This window comes from Dyella marensis (genome assembly GCF_049532885.1).
Classification (GTDB): domain Bacteria; phylum Pseudomonadota; class Gammaproteobacteria; order Xanthomonadales; family Rhodanobacteraceae; genus Dyella_D; species Dyella_D marensis.
This window is the reverse complement of the sequence record NZ_CP064029.1, coordinates 2593517-2610648: the sequence shown is the minus strand read 5'-3', so window position 1 is coordinate 2610648 and position 17132 is coordinate 2593517. Positions and strand designations below refer to the sequence as shown.

At 68.5% G+C, this 17132-nt stretch carries 13 protein-coding genes; 11 read left to right on the top strand and 2 right to left on the bottom strand.

Annotated features, from left to right (window positions below; genetic code table 11):
- The first annotated feature begins 28 nt into the window (after positions 1–28).
- The 11 genes from ISN75_RS11395 to ISN75_RS11345 are packed head-to-tail and all read left to right on the top strand — an operon-like array spanning position 29 to position 13869.
- Positions 29–784: a CHAP domain-containing protein gene (locus tag ISN75_RS11395; RefSeq protein WP_343821989.1), complete on the top strand. Its 756-nt coding sequence runs from the start codon at positions 29–31 to the stop codon at positions 782–784.
- On the top strand, positions 781–1440 hold the full coding sequence (locus ISN75_RS11390) for a hypothetical protein (RefSeq protein ID WP_343821992.1): 660 nt from the start codon (positions 781–783) through the stop codon (positions 1438–1440). Before ISN75_RS11395 ends, ISN75_RS11390 begins: the two co-directional genes overlap by 4 nt.
- Positions 1440–1760, top strand: coding sequence for a LysM peptidoglycan-binding domain-containing protein (locus ISN75_RS11385; protein WP_214570605.1), 321 nt, complete (start codon positions 1440–1442; stop codon positions 1758–1760). The genes ISN75_RS11390 and ISN75_RS11385 overlap by 1 nt, the downstream gene beginning before the upstream one ends.
- 4 nt (positions 1761–1764) lie before the next feature.
- On the top strand, positions 1765–2889 hold the full coding sequence (locus ISN75_RS11380; protein ID WP_343821997.1) for a hypothetical protein: 1125 nt from the start codon (positions 1765–1767) through the stop codon (positions 2887–2889).
- Positions 2886–3392: a phage baseplate assembly protein V gene (locus tag ISN75_RS11375; protein ID WP_167258217.1), complete on the top strand. Its 507-nt coding sequence runs from the start codon at positions 2886–2888 to the stop codon at positions 3390–3392. The genes ISN75_RS11380 and ISN75_RS11375 overlap by 4 nt, the downstream gene beginning before the upstream one ends.
- A gap of 11 nt (positions 3393–3403) precedes the next feature.
- Positions 3404–3727, top strand: a complete 324-nt coding sequence (locus ISN75_RS11370; protein WP_167258215.1) for a hypothetical protein — start codon at positions 3404–3406, stop codon at positions 3725–3727.
- 7 nt (positions 3728–3734) lie between these two features.
- Positions 3735–4106 carry a GPW/gp25 family protein gene (locus ISN75_RS11365; protein ID WP_208399911.1) on the top strand — a complete coding sequence of 124 codons (372 nt, stop codon included), beginning with the start codon at positions 3735–3737 and terminating at the stop codon, positions 4104–4106.
- On the top strand, positions 4103–6883 hold the full coding sequence (locus ISN75_RS11360) for a putative baseplate assembly protein (RefSeq protein WP_343822000.1): 2781 nt from the start codon (positions 4103–4105) through the stop codon (positions 6881–6883). Before ISN75_RS11365 ends, ISN75_RS11360 begins: the two co-directional genes overlap by 4 nt.
- Positions 6880–10035 (top strand): putative baseplate assembly protein, encoded by a 3156-nt coding sequence (locus ISN75_RS11355; RefSeq protein ID WP_343822002.1) that lies wholly within the window; start codon positions 6880–6882, stop codon positions 10033–10035. Before ISN75_RS11360 ends, ISN75_RS11355 begins: the two co-directional genes overlap by 4 nt.
- The gene (locus ISN75_RS11350) at positions 10032–12269 is read left to right on the top strand and encodes a hypothetical protein (protein ID WP_343822003.1); all 2238 of its coding nucleotides are present in this window, start codon (positions 10032–10034) and stop codon (positions 12267–12269) included. Before ISN75_RS11355 ends, ISN75_RS11350 begins: the two co-directional genes overlap by 4 nt.
- Before the next feature lie 10 nt (positions 12270–12279).
- The gene (locus ISN75_RS11345; protein ID WP_168648643.1) at positions 12280–13869 is read left to right on the top strand and encodes a DUF6519 domain-containing protein; all 1590 of its coding nucleotides are present in this window, start codon (positions 12280–12282) and stop codon (positions 13867–13869) included.
- 15 nt (positions 13870–13884) lie between these two features.
- On the opposite strand, the gene ISN75_RS11340 is transcribed toward ISN75_RS11345, so the two are convergent.
- Both ISN75_RS11340 and ISN75_RS11335 read right to left on the bottom strand, forming a co-directional pair.
- Positions 13885–14742: a DoxX family membrane protein gene (locus ISN75_RS11340; protein ID WP_343822007.1), complete on the bottom strand. Its 858-nt coding sequence runs from the start codon at positions 14740–14742 to the stop codon at positions 13885–13887.
- Positions 14743–15158: 416 nt separating this feature from the next.
- Positions 15159–16949 carry an alkaline phosphatase family protein gene (locus ISN75_RS11335; RefSeq protein ID WP_343822008.1) on the bottom strand — a complete coding sequence of 597 codons (1791 nt, stop codon included), beginning with the start codon at positions 16947–16949 and terminating at the stop codon, positions 15159–15161.
- Between the last annotated feature and the right edge of the window lie 183 nt (positions 16950–17132).

The following is a 17132-nucleotide window of genomic DNA, read 5'->3' as shown; positions in this document are numbered from 1 at the left end:
CACGCGCCATCGGGATGGAGCATTGAGCATGGACACCTTGCGTAAAGGCGATCAGGGGCCACAGGTCAGCCAGCTGCAGCAGCTGCTGACCCGGCGCGGCTATGCGGCGCCGGGCACGGGCGTGTTCGATACGCGAACCTGGCAGGCCCTGCGCGCGTTCCAGATCCAGAACCTCGACCAGCACGGCCAGCCGCTGGTGGTGGATGGCGTGGCCGGGCCGCTGACCTGGTGGAGCCTGCAGAATCCCAAGCCGGCCATCGTTACGCCGAGCGCGGTGGATTACACCGTGCTGCCCGCCACCGGCGGCAGCGCGCGTGGCAGGGCGGCGCTCGGCTCGGCCATCGCGGAGCTCAAGGCCGGCGCCGGCGAGCAGGGCGGCGACAACCGCGGCCCGTTCGTGCGCAAGTACCTGGCGCCGGCAGGATTGCCGGAAGGCAATCCGTGGTGCGCTTCCTTCGTGAGCTATTGCTTCCTGCAGGGCGCGGGCGGCGACCGGGCGAAGATGCCGTTCCCCTACGTGGCCAGCGCGCGCAGCCTGCTGGCGGAGTTCAAGGACAAGGGCTGGGCCTCGACGCCGGGCGATGGCTACATGCCGCAGCCGGGCGACATCGTGGTGTGGTGGCGGGTGAGCCTGGCCGGCTGGCTGGGCCACACCGGCCTGGTGCACTCGGTGCGGGACGGCATGCTCTACACCATCGAGGGCAACCGCAGCCCCAACGTGCAGGGCTTCTCCTATGTGCTCAGCCGCATGGACAAGCTGCTCGGCTACGGACACGTGCCATGAGCGGATTCCCCGGCTCGCCGCGCATCCTCAAGGGTGGCCTGGTGCTGATCGACCCGGACAGCTCCGCCGTGCTGCGCGTGATCGCCCTGCAGTACAACCCCGACTCGATTACCCGCTCGCTGCAGGTGCAGGCGATCAGCGCCGACGGCGGCGACCGCTCCGAGGTGCTGCGCCTGAAAGGGCCGCCGGTGGAAACCATCAAGCTGGAGGCGGAGATCGACGCCACCGACCAGCTGGAATTTCCCGACCGCAACCGCGTCGCCACGCAGACCGGCGTGTTCGCCCAGCTGGCCGCGCTGGAAACCATGATCTATCCGACCAGCGCGCAGTTGAACGCCAACGATGCGATGTCCCAGGCCGGCACGCTGGAAATCATTCCGATGGAAACGCCGCTGGCCCTGTTCGTGTGGAGCCAGACGCGCATCCTGCCGGTGCGCGTCACGGAGCTGAGCATCACCGAGGAGGCCTTCGACACCGCGCTCAATCCGATCCGCGCCAAGGTCAGCCTGGGCCTGCGCGTGCTGTCGGTGAACGACGTGCCGCCGGGACACAAGGCGGCCAGCCTGTTCATGAGCTATCTGCAAAACAAGGAACGGCTGTCCGGCATGGCGCCGGCCATGCCCTTGTCCGCGCTCGGCATAACGGGAGTGCCCTGATGGCCATCGCCTTTCCTCCGACCAGCCGCTATGCGCTGACCCCAACCGGCACCTTCGTGCGCGCCGACGGCACGCCGATCACCTATCTCAAGCGCCGCTTCGTACCGGCGCCGGAGAAGTTCGCGCTGCTGCAGTGGCATCGCGTGGTGCAGGGCGAGCGGCTGGACAATATCGCCGCGCACTACCTGGGCGATCCCGAGCAGTTCTGGCGGCTGTGCGATGCCAATCGCGCGCTGCGCCCGGACGAGCTGACCGAAACCATCGGCCGCAAGCTCGCCATCACCTTGCCCGAGGGTATTCCGGGGGTGCCGCGTGCTTAAGGGCGTGCACCTGACATTGCTGGTCGGGCCCGTGGTGCCGGTGCCGGTGCCGCAGGTGGTGCTGGATGCGCTGACCCAGATCGAGGTGGTGCAGCCCGACGAGCAGGCCGGCGCTTTCACCTTGCAGTTCACCCTGAGCGTGCAGTCGCCGCTGCATACCTTGTTCCTGCTGAGCGGCGGCGACGTGGTGCCGCTGCTGCGGGTGATCGTGATCGTCACGGTGAACGGCACGCCGGAGGTGCTGATCGACGGCGTGGTGACCAAGACCGAAGTGATGCCCGGCGCCGACCAGCGCCACACCAGCTTGCAGGTGAGCGGCGACGATCTCACCACGGTGATGCAGAAGCTGGAGTTCTCCGGCCTGCCGGGGCTGCCGTATCCGGCCATGCCGGCCGAAGGCATCGTGGCGCTGCTGCTGGCCAAGTACGCATTTTTAGGCGTGGTGCCGCTGGTGATTCCCAGCATCGCCATCGACGTGCCGATTCCCACCGACCGCATTCCCACCCAGCAGGGCACGGACCTGGAATACATCCGCATGCTGGCCAGCCGCGTGGGCTACGTGTTCTATATCGAACCGGGCCCCGCGCCGGGCATGAGCACCGCGTACTGGGGGCCGAAGATTAAAGTAGGCGTGCCGCAGCCGCCGCTGAATGCCGACATGGATGCGGCCAGCAACGTGGAAAGCCTCAGCTTCAGCTACAACGGCAATGCGCGCAGCCTGCCGATCGTCTATATCCAGAATCCGCAGACCAAGATTCCGATCCCGATTCCGATCCCCGACGTCGGTCCGCTGAATCCGCCGCTGGGCCTGCTCGACCCGCCGCCGCAGCGCTTCAACCCGTTGACCGAAACGGCCAAGTATTCGCCGGTGCGCGCGCTGCTGCTGGGCATGGCGGAGGCGGCCAAGTCCGCCGACACTGTCACCGGCCGCGGCAACCTGGACGTGTCGCGCTACGGCCGCGTGCTGAAGGCGCGCCAGCTGGTCGGCGTGCGCGGCGTGGGGCCGGCCTTCGACGGCCTGCATTACGTGAGCGAGGTGCGCCACACCATCAAGCGCGGCGAGTACAAGCAAAGCTTCAGCCTGTCGCGCAAGGGCCTGATCTCCACCGTGCCGCGGGTGCCGTCATGACCAAGTACTACGGCAAATACCGCGGCACCGTGCTGCAGAACATCGACCCCGAACAGCTCGGGCGCATCCAGGCGACGGTGCCGGACGTGTCCGGCCTGCTGCCCTCGAGCTGGGCCATGCCGTGCGTGCCGTTCGCCGGCAAGCAGAACGGCGTGTACGTGGTGCCGCAGATCGGCGCGGGCGTGTGGATCGAATTCGAACAGGGCGATCCGGATTATCCGATCTGGACCGGCGGTTTCTGGGGCATCGCCGCAGAGGTGCCGGCCCTGGCACTGGCGGGCAATCCCGCCAGCCCCAGCGTGGTGCTGCAGTCGGGCCTGCAGAACACGATCTCGATCAGCGACCTGCCGGGTCCTACCGGCGGCATCCTGCTCAAGGCCGTGACGGGCGCCATGATCATGGTCAACGAGATCGGCATCACCATCTCCAACGGGCAGGGCGCCACCATCGTGCTGGCGGGACCCACCGTCACCATCAACAACGGCGCGCTGGTCGTGACCTGAGGAGGATGACGATGCCGGGCTTCCTTATCCATGTCGGCGCCAGCGTGCTCTGTTCGCACGGCGGACAGGCGCAGGCCACGGTGCCGAATCCGCGCGTGACGGTGAGCGGCCAGCCCACGGTCGCCATGCCCGGGCCGTGGGTGGTGGCCGGCTGCACCTTCCCGCCGCCGCCCGCGGCCAACGGCCCCTGCGTCAGCGCGCAGTTCATGACCAGCGCGACCCGGGTCACTTCCAACGGACAGCCGCTGCTGTGCTTCGACAGCCAGGCGCTGTGCGCGCCGACGGCGACGCCGCTGCTGATCGTCGCCAGCCAGATGCGCGTCACCGCCATGTGAGGACGTCATGGATCCCGCCATCAACATCGACTTTCCATTCGCCTTCGACCGCCGCGGCCGCACCGCGCTCACCGATGACGACGACCACGTGCGCGACATGATCGAGCAGTTGCTGTTCACCCGTCCGGGCGAACGGGTGAACCGGCCGGACTTCGGCAGCGGCCTGCTGCAGATGGTGTTCGCGCCGAACAGCCCGGAGATCGCCGCGGCCCTGCAGTTCACCTTGCAGGCGGCGCTGCAGCGCTATCTGGGCGACGTGATCAATGTGGGGTCGCTGGAGGTGACCAGCGACGACGCCACCTTGCAGGTGGATCTCAGCTACACCGTGCTGGCCACCGGCGACGTGCGCACCGCCAGCATCCGCGGGAGCGCGACATGAGCACCGACGCGACGCTGCTTCCCGTTCCCATCGGCTGCGGCCTGCCGCCGTCCTGTTCGCTGGATGCGCGGCGCGAGCGCCTGCGCCTCGGCGGGCAGCTCAATGGCATCGACTTCGTGGAAGTCGGCGATGACGGCGTCACGCTGTGCGTGCATCTGTTCGGGCCGATACCGGAAGGCATTGGCGTAGCCAACGTGCGGATCAGCGGTGGCGACCGCATCACCGGCCTGCGCGTGCTCGCGGTCAGCGAGGAGAACGAGCCGGAGATGCACGACGACGCCTGCCTGCGCGTGGTGCTGGACCGCGAAGGCGACCACTCGCCGTATTGCCTGTGCCTGGTCGACGCCGCGTCCGGCAACGATCCTGCCGGGTGGATGGCCTATCCCGGTTTCGATCCGCGCTATGCCTGCGTGGGCCTGCGCTTCCGCCTGGGCTGCGCCAAGGAGCTGGACTGCGCCGCCGTCGCGCCTTGCGTGGAAACGCCCGAGCCGCCGCCGGAGATCAACTATCTGGCGAAGGACTATGCGAGCTTCCGCCAGCTGTTCCTCGACCGCATGGCGCTGGATGCGCCGGCGTGGCAGGAACGCCACGTGCCGGATATCGGCATCGCCCTGGTCGAGACGCTGGCCTATACCGCCGATTACCTGAGCTATTACCAGGACGCCGTCGCGACCGAGGCGTATCTGGCCACCGCGCGCCGGCGCATTTCGGTGCGGCGGCATGCGCGGCTGGTCGACTACCGCATGCACGAAGGCTGCAATGCGCGCGCGCTGGTGGCCTTGCAGCTGCCGGCGGGCGAGGCGACGCTCGACCTCGACAATCTGCTGCTGCTGGTGCCGCCGCCGGCGCAAGCCGATGCCACGCCGGGCGGCTTGAATGCCGACCAGCTGGAGAAGGCGCGGGCGCAAGGGGCGCTGGTGTTCGAGCCGATGGCGCTGGACGGCGCCACCACGATCACGGTGAGCGCCGCCCATTGCGCGATCCGTTTCTACACCTGGGGCGACGAGCTGTGCTGCCTGCCGCGCGGAAGCACGCAGGCGGTGCTGGTGGATCCGCCGGCGGCGCCGTCGGGTCCCGCGACCACGCCAGGAACCGGCGATGGCGGCAATACGTCGGCGGTGGAGGTGGCACGCGCGGCGGTGGCCGCGCCGCAGCGCGCCTTGACGCTGCAGGTCGGCGATCTGCTGATCTTCGAGGAAGTGCTCGGCCCGGTCACCGGCAATCCGGCGGATGCCAACCCGGAGCATCGCCACGCCGTGCGGCTCACGTCCGTGCAGCCCATCGCCGATCCGCTCGACGGCACCTTGCTGCTGCAGGTGAGTTGGGATCCCTGCGATGCGCTGCCGTTCGACCTGTGCCTGTCGGTGCGCAAGCCATCGCCCGATTGCGCCTGGCTGCACGATGTCAGCCTGGCGCGCGGCAATGTGCTGCTGGTCGATCATGGCGACCACGTGCCCGGCAAGTGCGATTGCTCGGCGCTGTGCACGCCGCCCGGGCAGGGCGACGACGACTATCCGGGGCTGGCCACCGCGCGCGCCGCCATGCCCGATGCCTGCCAGCGCTGCGATGCCTTGGCCGAGGACTGCTGGCTGGTGCCCGGCAGCACCGGGTACGGCTGCTGCCGCTGCGATGGCGCGGTGCTGGACGTGCGGCGCCCGCCTGCGGAGACCGGCCATGTCGTGCCGGGTACGCCGCTGACCTGGGCCGAGCCTTTGCCGGCCACGCCGAATGCGCCGGTCTGCCAGCTGCTGGCGCGCGATCCGCGCGCGGCGCTGCCGCAGCTCGACGTCTACGGCGGTGCGCTCGGCGACATTCTGGTGGCCGGCACACCGGATGCGCAGTGGCGCTGGGATTCGCGCCAGGACCTGCTGGAAAGCGGCGCGGACGACCGCCACTTCGTGGTCGAAATGGACGACGACGGCGCGGCGCATCTGCGCTTCGGCGACGGCGTGCTCGGCCGCCAGCCGCAGGCCGGCGATTTCTTCCGCGCGCGCACGCGCATCGGCAACGGCACCGCCGGCAATGTCGGCCGCGAAAGCATCGTGTGGATAGCGCTGCGCAACGGGGTGGTGCCGGACGGGCTGGTGCCGCGCAACCCGCTGGCGGCCGGCGGCGGGCAGGCGGCGGAAACGCTGGCCGAGGTGAAGCTGTATGCGCCGGGTGCGTTTCGCGCCCACCCGCTGCGCGCGATCGTCGCCGACGACTACGCGCAGTTCGCGGCGCGCGAGCCGGCCGTGCAGGGCGCCGCCTGCGCCATGGCGTGGAACGGCAGCTGGTACGAGGCCGACGTGGTGATCGATCCGCTGGGCCGCGACACGCTGCCGCCCAGCCTCGCCGCGCGCGTGCTGGCCGACCTGCAGCCGTACCGCCGCATCGGCCACGACGTGGCGGTGCTGCCCGCGCGCTACGTGCCGCTGCGTATCGAACTGTTCGTCTGCGTGCTGCCGGATTTCCTGACGGCACACGTCGAGGCGGCGCTGATCGAGCGCTTCAGCGCCGGCCTGCGCAGCGACGGCACGCCGGGCTTTTTCCATCCGGACCGGCTGCGCCTGGGCGCCGCCGTCAGCGTCAGCGCGCTGATGGCCGAGGCGCAGGCGGTGGTCGGCGTGGCGCATGTCGAAGTGCGCACCTTGCTGCGCATGGACGATGACGCCGCCAGCGGCGCGCCGGACGATGGCCTGCTGCATCTGGCAGGCACCGAACTGGCCCAGGTCGACAACGATCCGGACCATCCCGACCACGGCAGCATCGCGTTCATCATGGGAGGTGGCCGATGAGTTGCTGCAGCGCCTGCGGCCAGCACGCCTGCGCCTGCGGATGCGGCGCCGGCGCGCGCACGCCGCGATCCCTCTACAACCGGCCCGGGCTGGACAGCCTGGTCTACCGCGTCGGCACCTATGCGGACTTCCGCGCCACCATGCAGCTGGATCTCAGCGATGCGGCGCTGCCTGCCTTGCAGGGCCTGCGCACGCGCGAGCTGGACGATCCCTCGATGGCCCTGCTCGATGCCTGGGCGATCGGCGCCGACGTGCTGAGCTTCTACCAGGAGCGCATCGCCAACGAAGGCTATCTGCGCACCGCCACGGAGCGCTGCTCCGTGCTGCAGCTGGGCCGGCTGGTGGATTACCGCCTGCGTCCCGGCGTGGCGGCCAGCGTCTACCTGGCCTACACCATCGACGACAACTCGACCGCGGTGACCATCCCGCCGGGCGCCAAGGCGCAGTCGGTGCCGGCGCCGGGCGAGCAGATGCAGACCTTCGAGACGGCCGAGGCGCTGGATGCGCGCCGCGAGTGGAACACCTTGCGGCCGCGCCTGACCCAGCCGCAGAACATCTCGCTGGCCACCATCGGCGGCCTCGGCGAGCTGTGGGTGGCCAGCGCCAACACGCAGCTGAAATTGAACGACCCGCTGCTGTTCCTGTTCGGCGAGCTGGGCACCGGCGTCAGCGCCGTACGGCGGGTGCAGTCGGTGGAGGTGCAGCAGCGCGACCCGGCCACCGGCGCCGTGCTGCCGCCGGAGCAGCAGCGCAGCCGCGTGGTGCTGCAGCCGGTGGATGCGGTGACCGTGCAGATACTGACGGCGGCGAACAAGGCGATCGGCCTGCTGGCCTATACCAACACCGGCTGGCTGGACAGCATCGAATCGGTGCGCCAGAAGCTGCTGCTCGAAGTGGGCAACACCGGAAGCTTCACCAGTTTCGCGCACGATTTCAGCGAACTGGAGGGCTACCAGACCGCGCCGCAGCCGGTGATCGATTTCATGCAGACCGTGCAGCAGGCCTTCGGCAACAGCGGCAACGGCGGTTCGGACTATGCGGATTTCGGTGCGCTGTTCGAGGCGCTGATCCAGCCGGTGACCGTGCAGCCGGCCAACAGCCTGCGCCTGCAGCGCAACCTGGCCACCGCGCTGGGCCTGGCCAGCGATGCGCGGCCGCAGCTGCTGCTGAACTTCGCCAGGCCGCTGATGGACAGCTTCTACAACGCCTGGACCCAGGTGCAGCACGGCGAGCATTCGCCCGCGCTCAAGGGCGTGTACGCCATGCGGGTGGCGGCGCCGCTGTTCGGCTACAACGCGCCGGCGCCGGTGAGCATCGTGCAGACCTACGACAGCGCCCACACCCAATGGACTTCCACACCGCAGCCCGGCGCGCTGACCATGGACGAGAAGGACAACGTGCTGTGGCTGGACAATGCCTACGACGGCGTCAGCGCCGGCGGCTACGTGATGATCCACACCACAGGCAAGGATCTGCCCGTGATCGGCCGGGTCCAGGCGGCGCACACGCTGCCGCACAGCGACTACGGCATGAGCGGCAAGAGCACGCAGATCGTGCTGGCCGGCTCCTCCAACGCCACCGGCGCGACCTGGCCGGCACCCAATGAAGCGACGCTGCGCGGCAGCCTGGTACATGCGCAGAGCGAGCTGCTGCCGCTGGCCGTGCTGTCGATTGCCGACGACATGGGCAACGTCGCCGCTACCAGCGCCGGCATTCCGAACGACGGCCCCACGCGGGTCACGCTGGAAGCGCCGGTGGATGGGCTGAAGCCCGGCCGCTGGGTGATCGTGCAGGGCCAGCGCACCGACGTGCCCGGCACCGATGCGGTCATCGCCTCCGAACTGGTGATGCTGCTGGCGGTGGAGCAGGGCGTGCCGCCGGACCTGCCGGGCGACACCGTGCACAGCACCCTGGTGTTCGCCAACCAGGGCCTGGCCTATACCTACAAGCGCGGCACCGTGTCGATCTTCGCCAACGTGGTGCGCGCCACCAACGGCGAGACGCGCAACGAGGTGCTGGGCAGCGGCGACGGCAGCGTGCCGATGCAGGTGTTCGCGCTCAAGCAGCCGCCGCTCACGTATGTGTCGGCCGCGACGGTGGACGGCGTGCTGAGCACGCTCTCCGTGCGGGTCAACCAGGTCGAATGGCACGAGGTGCGCAACCTGGCCTTTGTCGACGGCAATGCGCGCCGTTTCGTCACCGCCACCGACGACAGCGGCAAGACCAGCGTGAGCTTCGGCGACGGTGCGCATGGCGCGCGCCTGCCCACCGGGGTGGAGAACATTACCGCGGTGTACCGCAACGGCATCGGCGCCGCCGGCAATGTGCAGGCCGGGCAGATCAGCCTGCTCACCACCAAGCCGCTGGGCGTGAAGAACGTGATCAACCCGCTGCGCGCGTCCGGCGGCGCCGATCCGGAAACGCGCGACCAGGCCCGCGCCAACGTGCCGCTGGCGGTGCTTGCGCTGGACCGGCTGGTGTCGGTCACCGACTACGCCGACTTCGCCCGCACCTTCGGCGGCGTCGGCAAGGCCGCGGCGGCGAAGCTGGGCACCCAGGTGCGGGTGACCATTGCCGGCGCGGCGGACGTGGCGGTGGATGTCACCTCCGACGTGTACCGCAACCTGCTGCAGGCGCTGCGGCAGTACGGCGATCCGTCCTTGCCGGTGAGCCTGGACGTGCGCGAGCTGCTGGCGCTGACGCTGAGCGCGAAGATCGGCCTGGCGCCCGATTACCACTGGGAAGCGGTGGAGCCGCAGGTGCGCGCGGCCTTGCTGGAGCGCTTCGGCTTCGAGCGGCGTGGCCTGGCGCAGAACGTTTATCTCAGCGAGATCGTCGCCTGCATCCAGGAGGTACGCGGAGTGGCCTGGGTGGATGCGGATGCCTTCGGGTATCTGGACGAGGCGGCGGTGCTGGCCGGCTTCGGCGTCGGCGGCGACAAGAACGGCGACAAGGGCGAAGGCGTCGGCAAGCTGTCGTTCCTCCATACCAGCGGTTCGGCCCATGGCTCCTGCGGCCAGTCCCTGGTCAACCAGCGCGTGCAGGCGCTGCCGGCGCGCTACGACGATGACGGGCTGCCGCTGCCGGCGCAGATCGCCTGTTTCCTGCCCACCGTGCCCGACACGCTGCTGCTGCAGGAGGCCACGCCATGAGCGCCAATCCCGACCGCCTGTACGAACTGATGCCGGTGGTGTACCGCATGCGCGATGCGGACCAGGGCTATCCGCTGCGCGACCTGCTGCGCGTGCTGTCGACCCAGGCCAATGTGCTGGAGCGGGACATCGCGCGGCTGTACGACAACTGGTTTATCGAGACCTGCGACGACTGGGTGGTGCCGTATATCGGCGACCTGCTGGGCTACTCGCTGCTGCCGGAGGCGGCGACGCTGGCCGACGGCAGCGTGCATGGCGCCCGGCTGGGACGCGTGCTCGCGCCGCGCGCCGACGTGGCCAACACCATCGATGCGCGCCGCCGCAAGGGCACGCTGTCGCTGCTGGAAGACCTGGCGCGCGACGCCGCCGGCTGGCCGGCGCGCGCGGTGGAGTTCTACCGCCTGCTGGGCTGGACGCAGCATCTGGATCACCAGCATCCGCACCGCGGCGGCACGGCCGATCTGCGCGACCCTGGCGTGATGCAGCGCATCGGCTGGGCGGGCGGCGCTTTCGATCCGCTCGCGCACAGCGTGGACGTGCGCCGCTTCGGCAGCGCCCACCAGCGTGGCCGCTACGCCATTCCCGACGTCGGCCTGTTCGTGTTCCGCCTGCGCAGCTATGCGGTCACCACCACGCCGGCGTATTGCCTGGAAGAGCGCGGGCCGCAGTGCTTCAGCTTCAGCGTGCTCGGCAACGACACGCCGCTGTTCCAGCGGCCCGAGGCCGAAACGCAAGCCACGCATATCGCCCGCGAGCACAACCTGCCGGTGCCTTTGCGCCGCTACCGTTTTGCGCAGCGCGGCCCGCTGGCGGATTACGCCAATGTGTCGCCGGCCTTGTACGGCCCCGGCAAGAGCGTGCTGGTCTACGCGCCCGACTGGCCGGCGAAGGGGCAAGGCATGCCGGTGCCGATCGAGGCGCTGATCCCGGCCGACCTCTCCGCCTGGCGCTACCAGGTGCCGCGCGGACGCGTGGCGGTCGATCCGGAAACCGGGCGCCTGCTGTTCCCGGCGAACCAGCGGCCGAAGCGTGGCGTGTGGGTTTCCTACAGCTACGGCTTCGCCGCGGATCTTGGCGGCGGCGAGTATGCGCGGCCGGTGCCGGAGCTGGAGAACGCCACGCGCTACATCGTGCACGCCGTGCTGCCGGTGGCCGCCCCGGCGCCGCTGCCGCCAGGGCATTTCAACAGCATTACCGATGCGCTGGACGCATGGACGCAGGCCAAGGCGGCGGACCCGTCGCTGCGCGCCTTGATCATCGAGCTGGCCGAAAGCGGCATCTACGAAGGCGCGATCGATCTGCAGCTCGAAGCCGGCGAGGCGATCCAGCTGCGTGCGGCGGAACGCACGCGGCCGATCCTGCGCCTGCTCGACGTGCGGGCCAGCCAGCCGGATGCGCTGAATATCGGCGGCGCCAACGGCAGCCGCGTGCTGCTGGATGGCTTGCTGATCGTCGGCCGCGGCGTGGAAGTGCACGGGCCGGAGGACAGCGAAAGCAGCGAGCCGCAGCCGGACCTGTGCGAGCTGGTGATCCGCCATTGCACCCTGGTGCCCGGCTGGGCGCTGCAATGCGATTGCGATCCGAAGCGCCCGGGCGAGCCCAGCGTCACCCTGGACGGTACGCGTGCCTCGCTGCGCATCGAGCAGAGCATCGTCGGTGCGATCTCGGTGGTCAGCCCGGTGCGCCGTGGCGAGCCGCCGGCGCTGCAGATCTGCGACAGCGTGGTGGATGCCACCGGCATCGAGCGCGTTGCGCTGGGCGCGCCGGACGAGGCGGTGGCCTACGTGCAGGCGAGCTTCCAGCGCTGCACGGTGATCGGCGAGGTGCAGGCGCACACCATGTCGCTGGCCGAGGACTGCATCTTCGCCAGCAACGTGCGCGTGCTGCGCCGCCAGTCCGGCTGCGTGCGCTTCTGCTACGTGCCGCCGGGTTCGCGCACGCCGCAGCGCTTCCATTGCCAGCCGGACCTGGCGCTGGACGCCGTGCCGAAGGCGCAGCAGCCGCAGGAAACGCTGCGCGTGGTGCCGCAGTTCCGCAGCCTGCGCTACGGCACGCCCGACTACGCGCGGCTGGACGACGGCACCTGCGGGGAAATCCGCGCGGGCGCATCCGACCAGTCGGCGATGGGCGTGTACCACGACCTGTACGAGCCGCAGCGCGAGGCCAACCTGGCCTGGCGGCTGCAGGAATACACACCCGCCGATACCGATGCCGGAATTCTTTTCGCAAGTTAGGAGATCGACCATGAAAGGCGACTTTGCGCGGGTCACGTTCGACCCGGCACGACACTACAGCCAGGTCATGCAGCAGCAGGGCCGGGTGACGCTGGAGGCGGACTGGAACGAGCAGGCCGGCATCCAGCTGTTCCTGCTGCGCACGATGATCGCGGACCTGGTCGGCCCCTGCTGGGCGCCGGGCAGCGGCTTTGCGATCACCACCCAGCAGCATCTGGCGGATTGGCAACTGGCGCCCGGCCACTTCTACGTGGACGGCATCCTGTGCCAGAACGAGGCGATGTGCACGCTGGACAGCCAGCCCTATGCGCCCGCGCCGGCCGATACCGGCGACGACTGGAACAAGCCGCCGAATAATTTCGCGCTGTGGCTGGACGTGTGGGAACGGCACCTGAGCGCGATCGAGGCGCCGGAAATCGCCGACCTGGCGCTCGATGGCGTGGACACCGCCTCGCGTGCGCAGACGGTATGGCAGGTGCGCCTGCTCAACCTCGACCCGACGACACTTACCGCCCGGCTGGATGCGGTGACGGCGGCATTGAAAGTGCGCCTGGAAGCGGCGGTCAGCAGCAGCGACCAGGCGGCGATCAAGCAGCAGATCAACGACGTCGCCCAGCTGCGCAACAGCATCGCGGCCGGCGGCGGCGCCACCAATAACGGCGACCCATGCCCCTCGCTGCGCCAGCTGCTCGGGGCGCGCGCCGCCTATGCGTGGCCGCAGCTGCGCGCCCAGCTCGGCCCGATCCCTTCCGACAGCGATCCCTGCGTGATCGCCGCCGACGCGCGCTACCGCGGCTGCGAGAACCAGCTGTACCGCGTGGAGATCCACCAGGGCGGCGCCGCGGGTACGGCGGGTTCGCCTTCGGGCACCAATTTCAAATGGTCGCGCGAGAACGGTTCGGTGATCTTCCCGATCATCGGCGCCATCAGCACGCCGCAGAACGATGGCAGCGCGCAGCTGGCCGTATCGCTGGCCACGCTGGGCCGCGACCAGCGGCTGGGACTGGCGGTGAACGACTGGGTGGAACTGGTCGACGACGAGTACACGCTGGCGCAGCTGGCCGCGCCGCTGCTGCAGGTGATGGCGATCGACGTGGCCCAGGGCATCGTGACGCTGACCGTACCCAAGAACGTCACGCCGTATGCCGTCAGCAACGACCCGGCGAGGCATCCCTTGCTGCGACGTTGGGACCAGAGCGGGGACCTCGACGGCCAAGGCTGCGTGCCGCTCCTGGAAGGCCAGACCATCGAGCTGGAAGACGGCGTGCAGATCAGCTTCCAGGCCGGCGGCCTCTATGCCAACGGCGATTACTGGGTGATCCCCGCCCGCGTCGCCGGCAACGGCACCTTGGACTGGCCGCAGGCGCCGGATGGCACGGCCGCGCTGGTCCGTTCCAGCGGCATGCATCACCAGGCGGTGCTGGGCTGCCTTGGCGTGCAGGGCGCTTACAACGAATGCTGCTGCCGCTTCGATTCGCTGTGTTCGCTGATCATGGACAAGTCGGATCGGCGGGACACCAAGGCCGCCGATCTCAAGCCGATGGCGGTGGCCGCGCCGGCGGCGAAGAAGGCGGCGACGGCCAAGAAGAAAGGGACTTAGTCCATCGAGACACCGTCAGGCCGATGCGGCGGACGGTGTCTTCCATGCGGGTGCGCCGAGGGCCAGCCATGGCTGGCCTTTGTACGACTCGGCGATGAGCCACGCGCCGCAGGCGATGGCTGCGGAAATCACGAAGGCAGTGAGCGCTGTGCGATCAAGCGGCATCGCGAACAGCTTCGGCCCCCACACCAGCAGCGTGATCACGGCAAGCATGGCCGCTTCGAGCGTGGCCGCCAGCCGCGGAAAGATGCCGAACAAGACGCCGAGGCAGGCCGCGATACTTCCAGCGCCGGTGATGTATGCCCAGCTCAGCGGCGAAGGCAGCCAGGCGGGGACGAATTCCACGGTCTGCTGGCTATAGAAGAAGTGGGAGAGGCCGATCATCGGCAGCGAGAGGGCGAACAGCAGGCGCGCGTTGCGGAGGCCCTTGGGGCCGGCAAGGAAGGCCTTGTTGTTCGCCAGCCGGGCGTAGATCACCCAGGCCCCGGCAAGAATCACGGCAATCTCGCCGAAGCCCAGCCACGTCGCCTCCATCTGCGGCACCGCGATGACGGCAGGCAGTTTCAGCAGTACGGCCCAAAGCGCCATGTAGACGAACAACACGGCGGCTGCAGGCTTAGCGAAAGAGCGGATCAGCAGACCGATGCCGGCGAGCAGTTCGATCAGCGCAAACGCGTAGGCAAGCAGATGCTGTCCGGGCATGTTCTCGATGGGGATGCGTTGCCATACCAGGGCGACGTCGCCGTAGATCAGGCCGAGGATGCCGAGTGCCGCCATCACGATGGCGAACGCTATGTGTGCCGGACGCATGGGCATTGTGCTGGATACGTCGGAGGCAAAAGCGCCGCTGCCAGCTTGAATCGATCGTTCCATACCCTGTCTCCCTGGTGGCGCGCGGCAGTGTTGAAAGATGGATCGCTATCGAATGTGCGTGCATGCAGACAACATCCAAGGCTCAGCCCTTCTCCCACCGGGAGAAGGTGGCGGCAGCCGGATGAGGGTTCGGCCGGAGCGGTGCACATCACCCTAGCGCTCCGCCCGTACCCTCACCCCAACCCCTCTCTCCCAGTGGGAGAGGGGCTCAACGTTGTCGCGAATGTTGTAGCACTTGTCCCACAAAAGACTGCGCGAAGCGCGTTATAGGCGGATTCGCGGGATCGATGCAATACGCTTCGAGAGAAAGAAAGCTGCGGCGAAAACAAGCGGGAAGAACCCTGCGAAGTTGCGCTTCCACTTCGCAAAGTTCTTCCCGGTTTCTACATGCGAAACGGAAAAAGCTTGCCATTCGCTCAGTGCACGGTAAAGGACACCGGCCCCGCGATCACCGTATAGCCATCGTTATTGCAATACCACGCCGTGTAATTGCCCGGCGCCAGTCCCGAGGTATCGAACGTAGCCGTACCGCTCGCTGCCGGCGTGTACTGCCAACTGGTGGACGAGCCATGCCCCGGGCTGCCGCCCTGCGGATAGATGCCGATCCAGTTCTTCGCGCTGACCTGGGCGAACGGCGTGTCGAAGGCGAAGGCGATGAACTGGCCCTTGCTTATCGACGGCATGGTCGTCGACAACGACGCAGCGCCCGTACCGGAAGTCGCGACGAAGGCGTCGTTGATCGGCTGCCCATACTGGTCGTTGGCCGTCAGCGCACCGAGGCCTAATGCCGCTTCGATCGTGCGCCCGATGCTGTAGTGGTTGTAGCTGGCGTTACTGGTCTTGCCCGCACGTACCAGGCCCTGCGAACCGAGCAGCACGGTGGCGATATGGTTGCCGCTGCTCGATGCCGACTCGTCCCAGGTCAGCACCACCAGCGAACGCTGCGTCGTCCACGCCGGCGAGTTGAAGATCGGCTGCAGGGTCTGCTTCAACCAGCCGTCCTGTGTCTTCAGGCTGGTGGCGGAACCGTTGCCCGACGCTTCGCCGTCGTAGTAATCGTCCGCGGCGATCCAGGCAAAGTTGGGCGTGGTGGCGGCGGACTGCAGGTCGGCGCTCAGCTGGTTCGTGTCCACCAGATGGGCGGCGCAGCGCGTGGGATCGGAGGCGATATTGCTGAAGTTGATGAACGGCGCGTCGTCCGGCTCGTAGTAGCTGTCGTTGTTGTTGCTGGTGTTGCAGGGCGTGCCCATGCCTTGCTCGTAGGCTTTCCAGGTCTTGCCCTTGGCCTCGATTTCGTCGGCGATGCTGGGCGCCGTCACGTGGATGTTGGGGTAGTAGATGGCGCCCTTGACGAAGGTGTCGCCGCCGGCGATGGCCAGGTAGTTCTCGTCGCTGGGGTGATAGACGCCGCTGTGGTTGACCAGCAGTACGCCCTGGTTGGCGAGGCTGTTGATGTAGGGCGCGTTCGTGGTGTCGCCGATCACCTGCGCGTAGTCGGTGTTCTCCATCATGATCACGAAGACATGGTCGAAGGCCGGCACGTTGGACGAAGGCGGTCGCAGCGAAGGTGCATTGACCGGTGTGGACAAGGTCAGCGAGAGATTGTCCGCATAGCCGATGTTGTAGGAGGCCGAGGTGTCGGTGAACTGCAGCAGCACCGCGACCGAACGCGTGCCGGCCGGCACGGCGCCGGTGGCGGCTCGCGCAAGAAATCCGCTCTGGCTGCCGCGTGCCGAGGCGTTCACGCCGGACAACTGCGCCGGATTGCCCAGCGGCTTGCCCGCGGCATCGAGAAAGCTGGCCGTCAGCACGGCCTGGCCGTTATAGGCGCCGTAGCCGCCAAGCCAACCCGACAGATTGAAACTCACGCCGCCGCCATCGATCGCCGCAGCCGCCGACGACACGTCCACCACCTGGCGCAACGCCGAGTCGCCATACGGGCCATCCGCGATAAAGGCACGCCCCGGCGTTGCGCCAGCCGGCGTGCTGAAGCTGCCGATGCTGTAGCAGGCCACGGATGGATTGCCCTGGGTCACCGTCCAACCCGGCACCGTGGTGACCGCCGACCAATCGGTGGTGCAGGTGCCCGCCTCGCCGTCACCGCCCACGATCAGGTTGCCGCTGGTGGCGGCGAAGGCGGGGTTGGCCGCCAGCGCGAATAGCGCCGTCGCCGCAGGTAATTTCGCCAGAACACGTCGTCCACGCATGGATCTACTCCTGGTTGTTGGATGAAAAGCAGCGCAGGTTGGCGGCGCCTGGTGACTTTCCAGCAACAGCGGCGTGACAGCGCGCGAATGAAACCTTTTCAGTACGCGGCAAAGCGCGCGGACGTGAGTTGGGGCGTGATCGGCGGGTGAAGCGCCTTCAAGCGATGGGAGGCGCCATTCGCA

What these genes read in the sequence shown, in the direction of transcription:
- ISN75_RS11335 (WP_343822008.1), bottom strand. Translation starts at nt 16,949, where the DNA reads ATGCGTGGACGACGTGTTCTGGCGAAATTACCTGCGGCGACGGCGCTA.
- ISN75_RS11345 (WP_168648643.1), top strand. Translation starts at nt 12,280, where the DNA reads ATGAAAGGCGACTTTGCGCGGGTCACGTTCGACCCGGCACGACACTAC.
- ISN75_RS11360 (WP_343822000.1), top strand. Translation starts at nt 4,103, where the DNA reads ATGAGCACCGACGCGACGCTGCTTCCCGTTCCCATCGGCTGCGGCCTG.
- ISN75_RS11395 (WP_343821989.1), top strand. Translation starts at nt 29, where the DNA reads ATGGACACCTTGCGTAAAGGCGATCAGGGGCCACAGGTCAGCCAGCTG.
- ISN75_RS11385 (WP_214570605.1), top strand. Translation starts at nt 1,440, where the DNA reads ATGGCCATCGCCTTTCCTCCGACCAGCCGCTATGCGCTGACCCCAACC.
- ISN75_RS11350 (WP_343822003.1), top strand. Translation starts at nt 10,032, where the DNA reads ATGAGCGCCAATCCCGACCGCCTGTACGAACTGATGCCGGTGGTGTAC.
- ISN75_RS11390 (WP_343821992.1), top strand. Translation starts at nt 781, where the DNA reads ATGAGCGGATTCCCCGGCTCGCCGCGCATCCTCAAGGGTGGCCTGGTG.
- ISN75_RS11340 (WP_343822007.1), bottom strand. Translation starts at nt 14,742, where the DNA reads ATGGAACGATCGATTCAAGCTGGCAGCGGCGCTTTTGCCTCCGACGTA.
- ISN75_RS11355 (WP_343822002.1), top strand. Translation starts at nt 6,880, where the DNA reads ATGAGTTGCTGCAGCGCCTGCGGCCAGCACGCCTGCGCCTGCGGATGC.
- ISN75_RS11365 (WP_208399911.1), top strand. Translation starts at nt 3,735, where the DNA reads ATGGATCCCGCCATCAACATCGACTTTCCATTCGCCTTCGACCGCCGC.
- ISN75_RS11375 (WP_167258217.1), top strand. Translation starts at nt 2,886, where the DNA reads ATGACCAAGTACTACGGCAAATACCGCGGCACCGTGCTGCAGAACATC.
- ISN75_RS11370 (WP_167258215.1), top strand. Translation starts at nt 3,404, where the DNA reads ATGCCGGGCTTCCTTATCCATGTCGGCGCCAGCGTGCTCTGTTCGCAC.